The organism is Chloroflexota bacterium (genome assembly GCA_023475225.1).
Taxonomy (GTDB): domain Bacteria; phylum Chloroflexota; class UBA6077; order FW602-bin22; family JAMCVK01; genus JAMCVK01.
On the sequence record JAMCVK010000025.1, the window covers coordinates 67,903 to 78,085 of the forward strand.

Annotated in this window: 7 protein-coding genes; 3 read left to right on the forward strand and 4 right to left on the reverse strand. The window is 50.0% G+C overall.

All coding sequences use genetic code 11. The features are described 5' to 3' along the window. Nucleotides 1–51 precede the first annotated feature (51 nt). The 3 genes from M1136_05670 to pyrR all read right to left on the reverse strand — a co-directional run bounded on the left by M1136_05670 (nt 52) and on the right by pyrR (nt 3,046). Nucleotides 52–1,416 carry a dihydroorotase gene (locus tag M1136_05670; protein ID MCL5075126.1) on the reverse strand — a complete coding sequence of 455 codons (1,365 nt, stop codon included), beginning with the start codon at nt 1,414–1,416 and terminating at the stop codon, nt 52–54. Between the two features lie 85 nt (nt 1,417–1,501). Then, entirely contained in the window at nt 1,502–2,446 is a 945-nt protein-coding gene (locus M1136_05675; protein ID MCL5075127.1) for an aspartate carbamoyltransferase catalytic subunit, read from the reverse strand. A 60-nt stretch (nt 2,447–2,506) separates the two neighbouring features. Continuing rightward, the gene (gene pyrR / locus M1136_05680; GenBank protein ID MCL5075128.1) at nt 2,507–3,046 is read right to left on the reverse strand and encodes a bifunctional pyr operon transcriptional regulator/uracil phosphoribosyltransferase PyrR; all 540 of its coding nucleotides are present in this window, start codon (nt 3,044–3,046) and stop codon (nt 2,507–2,509) included. A 349-nt stretch (nt 3,047–3,395) separates the two neighbouring features. Here pyrR and M1136_05685 point away from each other — a divergent pair, with 349 nt between their 5' ends. Genes M1136_05685 through M1136_05695 form a run of 3 tightly spaced genes read left to right on the forward strand, consistent with a single transcriptional unit; the run spans nt 3,396 to nt 7,439 of the window. Continuing rightward, nucleotides 3,396–5,591 carry a bifunctional alpha,alpha-trehalose-phosphate synthase (UDP-forming)/trehalose-phosphatase gene (locus M1136_05685; protein ID MCL5075129.1) on the forward strand — a complete coding sequence of 732 codons (2,196 nt, stop codon included), beginning with the start codon at nt 3,396–3,398 and terminating at the stop codon, nt 5,589–5,591. Continuing rightward, entirely contained in the window at nt 5,588–6,232 is a 645-nt protein-coding gene (locus tag M1136_05690; GenBank protein MCL5075130.1) for a DUF5752 family protein, read from the forward strand. Before M1136_05685 ends, M1136_05690 begins: the two co-directional genes overlap by 4 nt. Then, nucleotides 6,219–7,439, forward strand: a complete 1,221-nt coding sequence (locus tag M1136_05695) for a glycosyltransferase (GenBank protein MCL5075131.1) — start codon at nt 6,219–6,221, stop codon at nt 7,437–7,439. The genes M1136_05690 and M1136_05695 overlap by 14 nt, the downstream gene beginning before the upstream one ends. Here the strand turns inward: M1136_05695 and M1136_05700 are convergent, their stop codons facing one another. Further along, nucleotides 7,440–9,635 (reverse strand): LUD domain-containing protein, encoded by a 2,196-nt coding sequence (locus M1136_05700; GenBank protein MCL5075132.1) that lies wholly within the window; start codon nt 9,633–9,635, stop codon nt 7,440–7,442. Nucleotides 9,636–10,183 lie beyond the last annotated feature (548 nt).

Genomic DNA, 10,183 nt, shown 5'->3' on the forward strand with positions numbered 1-10,183 from the left:
TCGCCCATTCCTGGCATTATGCGAGAACACCTCAGCGCTTTGGCCATTTTACTACACTGAAGGAGTATGTGCGTAAGCGAGCTCTTCTTTAGCCTGGAAGACAACCCTGCCCTCAACAAGGGTAGCCTTCGCTCTCCCCCGCAGGGTTAGCCCAGCCAATGGCGTATTATGGCCTTTGGATTGGAAGGTGCTCGGATCGACCACCCACTCCTCATTGGGATCGAAGATGACTACGTCGGCTGAAGAGCCGGGTTTGAGCGTACCACAGGAGAGATTGAAGGCTTGCGCCGGACCGAAGGTCAATTTCTCCACGATTAGCCTTAGATCAATGATCCTCTCGTGGAAAAGGGTGAGTAGGCAGCCAAGAGCCGTTTCCAATCCAGAGATCCCGAACTCGGCTAGATCGTACTCGCAGAGCTTATCTACGATGGTATGGGGGGCATGATCCGTGGCCACAGCGTCGATGGTCCCATCTTTAAGGCCATCGATCAGGGCAGCGACGTCCTCAGCTGTTCGCAGCGGCGGGTTAACCTTTGTGTTTGTATCATAAGGAGCCTTAACGTGCGGCCCTCGGCGTACCCCAGCTACCCAATCCTCTGTCAGGGTCAAATGATGTGGGGTCACCTCCGCCGTGACTGCGAGTCCAGCGGCCTTGGCCCGTCGGATGAGATCTACCGCTCCCGCCGTGCTCACATGAGCGATGTGCAGACATCCATCTGTAAGTTGAGCCAGGGCGATATCGCGCGCCACTATATCCTCTTCAGCCGCTGCTGGCATCCCCTTAAGCCCAAGCCTGGTGGCGATGATCCCCTCGTTCATCACCCCACCTTTAGTCAGCTCCTCGTCTTGACAATGACTACTTATCGGCACCCCAAACATAGAGCTGTAGGCCAAAGCATAGCGCATTATCCGACTGCTAGCCACCGATTTACCATCATCGGAGAAGGCAACGACGCCACTGGCGACAAGCTCGCCCACCTCCGTTAACTCCTCACCCCCACGCTTTTTAGTTATCGCCGCTATAGGCAGGACCTTTACTACACCTTGCGCCTTCGCCACCTGCAAGACATACTCGACGGTCGACCGATTATCGATCGGCGGATTCGTGTTAGGCATACAGGCAACGGTGGTGAAGCCACCTGCCGCCGCAGCCCTGGTGCCCGTAGCGATGGTTTCTTTATCCTCATCACCGGGCTCACGCAGGTGAACGTGCAGGTCGATGAACCCTGGACAGACGATGCAGCCAGAAGCATCGATCCAGCGCAGCTCCCCTCGCTCGGCCTTTTCCGCTGCCCCAGCTAGACCGCCGGCCCCAACCTCCGCCACCTTCCCCTCTCGGATCAAGAGGTCACCAATGAAATCGATGTTCTGCCCCACATCGATGATGTGGCCACCCCGAACCAGGATATCTTCCATTTTACCTCCTTAAGTTTTCTCCTTATTGATAGTCTAAAAACCTTTTCTAGACCTCTGTTCGCCCTGTTTAGCAGGATTCAACTGCTTACGCTTTATCGCCCCCATCACCAGACAGGAGATGGAGGAGGGCCATCCGCACCGCCACCCCATTCGTCACCTGTTCCTCGATTACAGATTGTGAACCGTGGGCGACTTCTGGAGCGATCTCGATGCCCTCATTCATCGGGCCAGGATGCATAACCAGAGCGCCCGGTTTAGCCCTCGCTACCCGCTCCTTAGTTAGCTGATACAATTGAATGTACTCCCGCAGGCTTGGCAGCAATCCACCCCGTTGACGCTCCTTCTGGAGGCGAAGAGCCATAATGACATCAGCCCCTTCGATAGCTTTGTCTAAGTTGTGTTCTACTCTCACCTCCGGGAAAGCGTTAGTCGAACCTGTTCTATCCAGCACCGGCAGCAAGGTCTCCGGTCCACAGAGGGTAAGCTCTGCCCCCATCTTTGTCATTCCCCAGATATTAGAACGAGCTACACGACTGTGAAGGATATCGCCGACGATAACGATTGATAAGCCAGCGATGGTTCCCAGGTTTTCCCGAATGGTATATAAATCAAGCAGAGCCTGCGTGGGGTGAGCATGCCAACCATCGCCGGCATTGATGACCGATCCCTCCAGGTGCTGGGCCACTAGATAAGGGGCGCCAGATTGAGGATGACGTATCACGATGATATCCGCTCCCAGTGCCTGAAGAGTCTTGATCGTATCAACCAGCGATTCCCCCTTGACCACTGAACTAGCCGAGGTGGCGACATTGACCACATCGGCCGAAAGGTTCTTCGCCGCCAGCTCAAATGATATCCGTGTCCGCGTGCTGGCCTCGTAGAAGAGGTTCACGACTGTCTTGCCACGCAGCGCTGGCACCTTCTTGATCGGCCGCGACAAAATCTCCTTCATCGCGTCAGCAGTCTCTAGAACTTCGCTGATCTCCTCTGGCGTAAAATCATCCAGGTCTAGTATATCCTTGCGCTTCATACCCTCCCCCTTTGCTAACCTATTTCAGATATTAAAAAGACCTGCTGGCTGCTGTCCACCTCAGCCAGCAGGTCTGATGATGACCACACGATCTTCGCCATCCGTTTCCTTCAGGCGAACCCGCACCTCCTCATCACGAGAGGTAGGCACGTTCTTGCCGATGTAGTCCGGTCGAATAGGCAACTCACGGTGCCCCCTATCAATCAGAACGGCTAGCTGGACTAGCCGGGGACGACCGAAGTCGATGACCTCATCGATCGCTGCCCGCACCGAGCGTCCTGTGTACAGGACATCATCGACGAGCACGATCCGCTTGTCGTTTAGGTTTACGGGGATATTTGTGCTCCGAACAACTGGGTGGGGTCGGCGTAGCTCCAGATCATCGCGATAAAGGGTGATATCCAACTCCCCCACCGGCACCTCCGCTCCCTCAAACTCCCCCAGGTTAGTAGCGAGGCGTCGTGCCAGCGGCACACCTCTTGTGCGCATACCGATCAACACCACGTCCTGCACACCCTGGTTACGCTCAATGATCTCGTGAGCGATCCTAATCAGCGCTCGCCGAACGTCCTCTTCAGACATAATCGTCTTCTCTTGCAAGACTACCTCCCTTCTGAACACAAAAAAACTTCTTGTCCAGCCCATAAACTGGCAAGAAGTTTGCTTCCCACGCCTTTCCTCCCTTACCAGCCTCACCGGGCTGATTTAAAGGTGAACCTTTGTATCCCTCAGGCGCTGTACTAACGCCCTTTCTAAGTAATATTATACCACGATCACCAGCCCTTTGCAACAACTAGCCAAACGAGCCTAAAGCTTTTTTATCTCTCCCCCCAGATGATATACTGGATACAAAGCGATTCCTACCGTAACCCGGCTTGGCCTATCTGGACTGGCTCAGTTATTACCAATATGCCATTTGAGGCGGTAGTTTGCGAAAGGAACTAATGATATGAGGTTATTGATCGTATCAAACAGGCTACCGATCACTGTAACAGAAAAAGATGGCAAGTTGAGATTTCAACAAAGCCCTGGAGGGCTTGTCTCTGGTTTAAGCGCATATTTGGATTCATTGAAAAGTTCCCCCTTCGCCAAGCTTGAGCACCTATGGATTGGCTGGCCTGGGATTGCGGTCGAGGACAAAGAAAAGCTAAGATTAAAAGCGCCGGCTCAATTTCACGCTTATCCCGTTTTCCTCTCTGAAGAAGCTATGGAAAGATTTTACCACGGATTTTGCAATAAGATCATCTGGCCTCTCTTTCACTATTTTCCTTCCTATGCTGTGTATGATGAAGACTATTGGGTCCACTACACGCGGGTAAATGAAACTTTTTGTGACGCGGTTATGGAGATCGTCAAACCAGGTGATGTGGTATGGGTACATGATTATCATCTCATGCTCCTTCCTAAACTTTTAAGAAAAAAGATGCCCAGTCTGCCCATAGGATTTTTTCTGCACATTCCCTTCCCGGTTTTTGAAGTATTCCGACTCCTGCCAGCACAATGGCGCAGGGAAATTTTAGAAGGTCTTTTAGGTGCAGATCTTATTGGATTTCATACCCACGATTACACCCAATACTTCTTGAAATGTGTCCTGCGCATCTTGGGTTATGAACACGATATGGGACGGATTATGACCGGTGATCATATGGTGAAAGTAGATACATTCCCAATGGGCATAGGTTTTCAAAGATTTCATAATGCCGTAAACAGCCCAGAGATACAAAGGGAGATAGGCAAACTCAAAAAGACGCTCGCAGATTTTAGGGTCATCCTGTCCGTAGATCGACTGGATTATACAAAGGGTATTAGCAACCGCTTGCAAGGTTACGAGGTCTTCCTCGAGAAAAATCCACAATGGCACAAGAGAGTAATCCTTGTTTTGGTAGTTGTTCCCTCACGCATAGGGGTAGAACACTACCAGCAGATGAAAAGGCAGATAGATGAACTGGTAGGAAAAATTAATGGCAGATTTGGTAGCGTTCATTGGACGCCGATATTGTATCAATATAAATTCTTACCATTTCAGCCCTTAGTTGCTCTATACAGTATCAGTGATATAGCACTAATTACACCCTTAAGAGATGGTATGAACCTCGTTGCAAAGGAATATGTTGCGGCCAGAACGGATAAAACGGGTGTTTTAATCCTTAGTGAGATGGCCGGCGCCTCAAAAGAACTTGGGGAAGCGATTATCATAAACCCCAATAATACAGAAGAGATTGCCAATGCCCTGAAGGAAGCATTAGAAATGCCCGAGGAAGAACAGGTAAAACGCAATCAAGCTATGCGAGCCCGGCTTGAACGTTATGATGTAGTACGATGGGCAGATGATTTCATTCAAGCATTGCTCTCCATCAAGGAAATGCAAAAAAGATTAGACGCTAGATTACTCGGTTCTAAAGCGAGAGGACAGCTCATCAAAGATTTCAACGGGGCCAGACGAAGGCTTATTTTCTTAGACTATGATGGGACGCTTGTACCTCTTGTGGATACCCCACAAAAGGCAAAACCTACCGAGGAACTTTTACAGATCATCAAACGCCTATCAGAGGATCATCAAACTGAGATCGTCCTGATAAGCGGGCGGGCTAAAGATACGCTTGAAATCTGGTTTGGTATGCTTAATGTCGGGCTGGTAGCGGAACATGGGGCATGGCTTAAAGAAAAGAACGGGGATTGGCGGATGTTAAAACCATTAGCGAACGACTGGAGGTCTCACCTTCTCCCTCTACTCGAAACGTATGTGGATCGACTTCCTGGTTCTTTTATTGAGGAGAAGGAGTTCGCTATAGCGTGGCATTATCGTAAGGCGGATCCTGAACTGGGTCCTATACGGGCAAATGAACTTATGGACGATCTAGTCAGTTTTACTGCTAATATAGATGTTCAAGTACTACAGGGGAATAAAGTAGTTGAAATTAGAAACGCCGGCGTGAACAAAGGCGCCGCTGGACTGTGCTGGATTTCAAAGGATAAGTTTGATTTTATAATGGCGACAGGCGATGACTGGACAGATGAAGAGCTATTCAGGATTCTTCCTGAAGCAGCCTACTCAATCAGAGTGGGGATGACCCAATCTCATGCCAGATTTAATCTGCATAATCATGCTGAAGTTTTAAATCTCATCATGGAGATTATAAAATGAGTCCCCCATTTCGTTTTCGCACGCAATTTCATCTCGTTAAATTGCTCGGACTTAAAGCGAGAAATCCTGTTGAATTATTAGAGGGATTAAAAAATGTGCCCACCTCCTCGATCTATTATCATACACACAGATTTTTGCAGCAGCACCACTACCTCTCACCTGAGCCACCGAACGATTTTGCCTACTGGCTAACTAATATCCTTAATCTAAGAGAGCTGGGTGAATTGTTTGCCAGTGTGGATACCGTTAGCTTCAAAAGCATGGAGGAATTAAGAACGGAGTTTATTAAAATCTTAACTGACTATATTTCCAAAGGAAAACACATTGCTGAATGTCCAGAGGGACAAGATTTTTGCTTTATGAGTTGTACAACCTTTGTTTTGCCAACGCCTTATGTTGCGCATAATTTAAGAGAGTTTGTTGAGATACTCAGCAAGATAAGTATCAACTCTCTTTATTTTCACATCTTTGAGGCACGTATGCGAGCACAGAGGGAAGAGAACGATTTTGTGGCATGGTTTAAGGCAATAGGAGAGGAAGAGTTGGCCAGAAAACTTTCAGGGTTAGACCCCTACACTATCACATTAGAGGGTCTAAGACAAAAAATTATTCAGGTAGCAAGTGAATATGTCAGACATTAACAAATACGCTTCTATAGTTGGTCAGGGAGTAATAGACGAATTATATCTTCTAGCTGCAAAACTCAAGGGGAAAATAATACAAAACATTAATTCAACACCCGTTGGCGGTGGCGTAGCTGAAATCCTCACCAGAATGATCCCTCTTCTGAGACAACTTGGCATTAACGCCAGATGGGATGTCATAAAGGGTAATGAGAAATTCTTTAGTATCACAAAGAAAATCCATAATGCTTTGCATGGTGTAAATGTTCAAATATCTTCTCAAGATTTGGAATATTTCATAGAAGTTAATCACGAAAATGCTCAAGAGATAGACCCTAATGCAGACATATTGTTTATCCATGACCCGCAGCCTATCGCTCTGGTTGATAGGAAGAAAGAAATCGGGAAGAAATGGGTATGGAGATGCCATATTGACTTTACAGAGCCGAAACTGGACATCATGAATTTCTTGAAATCCTACATTGAAAAATATGACTGTGCAGTATTTTCAGCTCCGGCATTTTCAAGGGATTTGAATATCCCTCAAGTGCTTATCTCGCCCTCGATAGACCCACTGAGTGATAAAAATAAAGAACTACCACAAGAGGTAATCGACTCCGTGCTTGAGCGTTTCGGGATCGACAAAGAGCGGCCCATAGTTACTCAGATATCCCGCTTCGATTACTTAAAAGATCCTATTGGTGTAATAGAGGCATACAAGAAAGTCAAAAAGCATATTAATTGCCAGCTTGTTTTGGCTGGCGGGGGTGCTACGGATGACCCAGAGGGATTGAGGGTCTTAGAAGAAGTAAAATCCGCTGCTACTGACGATCCGGACATACACGTTATATTTCTTCCTCCTGCGAGTGATCTAGAGATCAACGCACTGCAAAGAGCATCTACAGTGATCCTGCAAAAATCCTTAAAAGAGGGTTTTGGTTTAACAGTGGCAGAGGCATTGTGGAAAGCAAAACCAACCATAGCATCCGCAGTTGGTGGCATTCCGCTTCAGATAGCCCACAAATATTCCGGATTGCTCACCTACTCCATTGACGGGACCGCTTACTATTTGAAACAACTGCTCAATGAACCAGAATATGCAAGAAGACTCGGCTTACACGGTAAAGAACACATAAAGGATAACTTTCTTATCACAAGACATATTCGTGATTATCTGGTTCTTTCTCTTTCACTATTCTACGAGGGGGATGTAATTTATTTGTAGTCAAGAAAGTATATCCGCGTGGAGGCATCTAGCCAGGATATCGGCCGTATGCCACACTTCGACCGGACTGCCCTGCTTATCCAGACCACCTCGCAGCTGCAACAAACAGCCAGGGCAACCGGTAACAACGATGGATGCCTCCGTGGCTGCAATATTGGCCAGCTTATGTTCCAGGATATGCTGCGAAATGCCTGGATAGTCGAAAGAGTAAGTACCACCCAGTCCACAACAGAGGTCTGGCTGAGGCATCTCTACTAGTTCATAGCCAGCCATTCCAGAAAGGAGGAGGCGAGGCTCGCGGTGAACACCTAACCCCCGCCTGAGATGACACGGATCGTGATAGGTAATACGCCTCACCGTCTCCGTGGGAGCTTCGCCCTTAGACTCATTCACGCTGGACCTTAGAACGTTGACCAGGAACTCGGAGAGGTCAAATGTCTTGGCTGCTAGCGCCCGAGCTCGCTCCTGCCACTCTGGGGTGGTTATGTTAAGACTAACAAAGTAACGCTTTAGGGCTTCGCCACAGCTAGGACAGGCGGTGATGATATAATCAGCGCCATCGTCCTCTAAGGCAACGATATTCTGGCGAGCTAGCTCCACCGCTGTAGCCATATCTCCACTATAAATGGCCGGAATGCCACAGCAGGTTTGTGCGCTGGGAAAAGATACGGCCACTCCCATACTCTTTAATATAGCGACCACTGCCTCCCCACTTTCCGGATAGACCCAGTCCAACAAACAGCCAGCATAGAAGGCTGCCTTGCCCTGAGGTTGAGACGACGATGGTGTTTCCAGTGTCAGACGCTCACGTAATGGTCTGTAGGCCAGGGCAGGTAGACTCCGAAAACGGGTCACGGCCGGATTGAATGGCAAATGACGTATGAAAGCATCACCCCCAGTGAAGGGACGTTGGGCCACTGAGGCGATCTTGAACACGCTTTGCAGACGTGTAGGCTCAGCTAAGATGCCTCGCAACGCTAAGCGCTTGATCCAGGGCAATCCCCTATCCGCCACCAAACGGGAGCGTAGGGATAAGATCATCCGCGGGATGTCAATAATGGCCGGACAGACCTCCACACATGCGCCACAGCCCAGACAAAGCTGCTCTATCTCTGCTGCCTCACTGAGGTTGTTTAAGAAAGCGGTAAGGATAGAACCGATGCCACCAATGTGGACCTGACCGAAGACATGTCCACCTACAGCCTCATAGACGGGACAAATATTCAGACAAGCGCCGCATCTCACACAGTAAAGCGCCTCCCGAAACTCCGCCTCTTGACGTAGCCTGTTGCGACCGTTGTCAACCAGGACGACATGAACCTCCGTTGGCCCGTGCACACCCGTAGTCAGGTCGAATTCAATATCGCCTGTGCGGCTGGGTCCGCTGATGAGAGAAACGTAACTGCTCAGACGCTGCCCCATACATGTGGGGATAAGAACCTTCAAGATGGCCATTGCCTCTTCCAGTCTGGGGACGATCTTCTCGTAACCCACTACGGCCACGTGAATCGGCGGCAATCCGGTCACCAAACGGGCGTTGCCCTCGTTGCTTACGATTACCAAAGTACCACTCTCGGCGATGGCGATATTGGCCCCAGAGATGCCCATACCAGCCTCGATGAAGAACTGTCGCAGTTGTTGACGAGCCACCTGCACCAGTTTAGAGGTATCAGGCGGAAGCTCCTGTCCCGTTGTCTGCGAGAACAGCCTCGCCACCTCCTCCCGCGTCTTATGCACGGCTGGAGCCAGCATATGCGAGGGACGCTCCCCAGCCAACTGCACGATCCATTCCCCCAAATCCGTCTCTACCACTCGCACCCCTCGCTCCTCCAGGTAGCGATTCAAGCCTATCTCTTCAGTGAGCATCGATTTGGATTTCACCGCTAAGGTCACCCCGCGGGCCCGGGCCAGGTTGGCGATATAACGGTTGGCCTCCTCAGCATCCTTCGCCTCGTAAACCATCACCCCTACCTTCTCCGCCTCCTGTTTGAAGCGCTCCGCCAGATCAGGCAGATTGGCGATGGAATACTCCTTTATTTCGCGCAGACGCTTCCGTAGCAGTTCGTGGTCCTGACCAGCGAAGGCTGTCTCCCAACGAGAACGAAAGGTGGTTGAGGCGCGTTCCAGGGCTATCCTCAGATGAGGATCGTTCAAAGCCTTTTGAATCCGCCGCTTCAATGAAGATCGTCCAAACATTCGGTTAATCCCCCCTCTAAGTGAAGCGTAACGATACGCCTCGTGGATTATAGCCCAGGTGCCACTGCCGATCAAACGAAGATTTCCACAACACGATCAGCGTAAGTAACAAACACCAAAAAACCCCTTGACAATTCATCCCTCTGCCTATATAATTCAAGCAATAGGCGAGCGGGCATCCTATCACCCGTCTCTTAGGAGGGTCTTGTGGGAAGGACAACCTGGCCGTTGACCTTCAACCCCCTCATAAGCAGCAAGGGCGTTTCCCCTAGCGATCCATCTCTCCAACCTGGCCTCATCCCTCTCCCTTCGAAAGGAGAGCGCTGGCCATCTGCACTGGCGATGAAGAGGACGAACAACCGTCCTCTTTTATCTTTTTCGTGGGAGGTGCACCGTGGGCAAGGTACGGCTCAAGTCAGCAGGTGATGGGCAGAGGCCCCTCTCCCTGGAGGGGGCAGGCACACCCATCCCCCTCAGTCCCTTGAACATCAGCGGGCTGGTCATCCAGCGGGCAGAACTGGTGGAGGCCCTGCGCCCCTTCGTGCCCC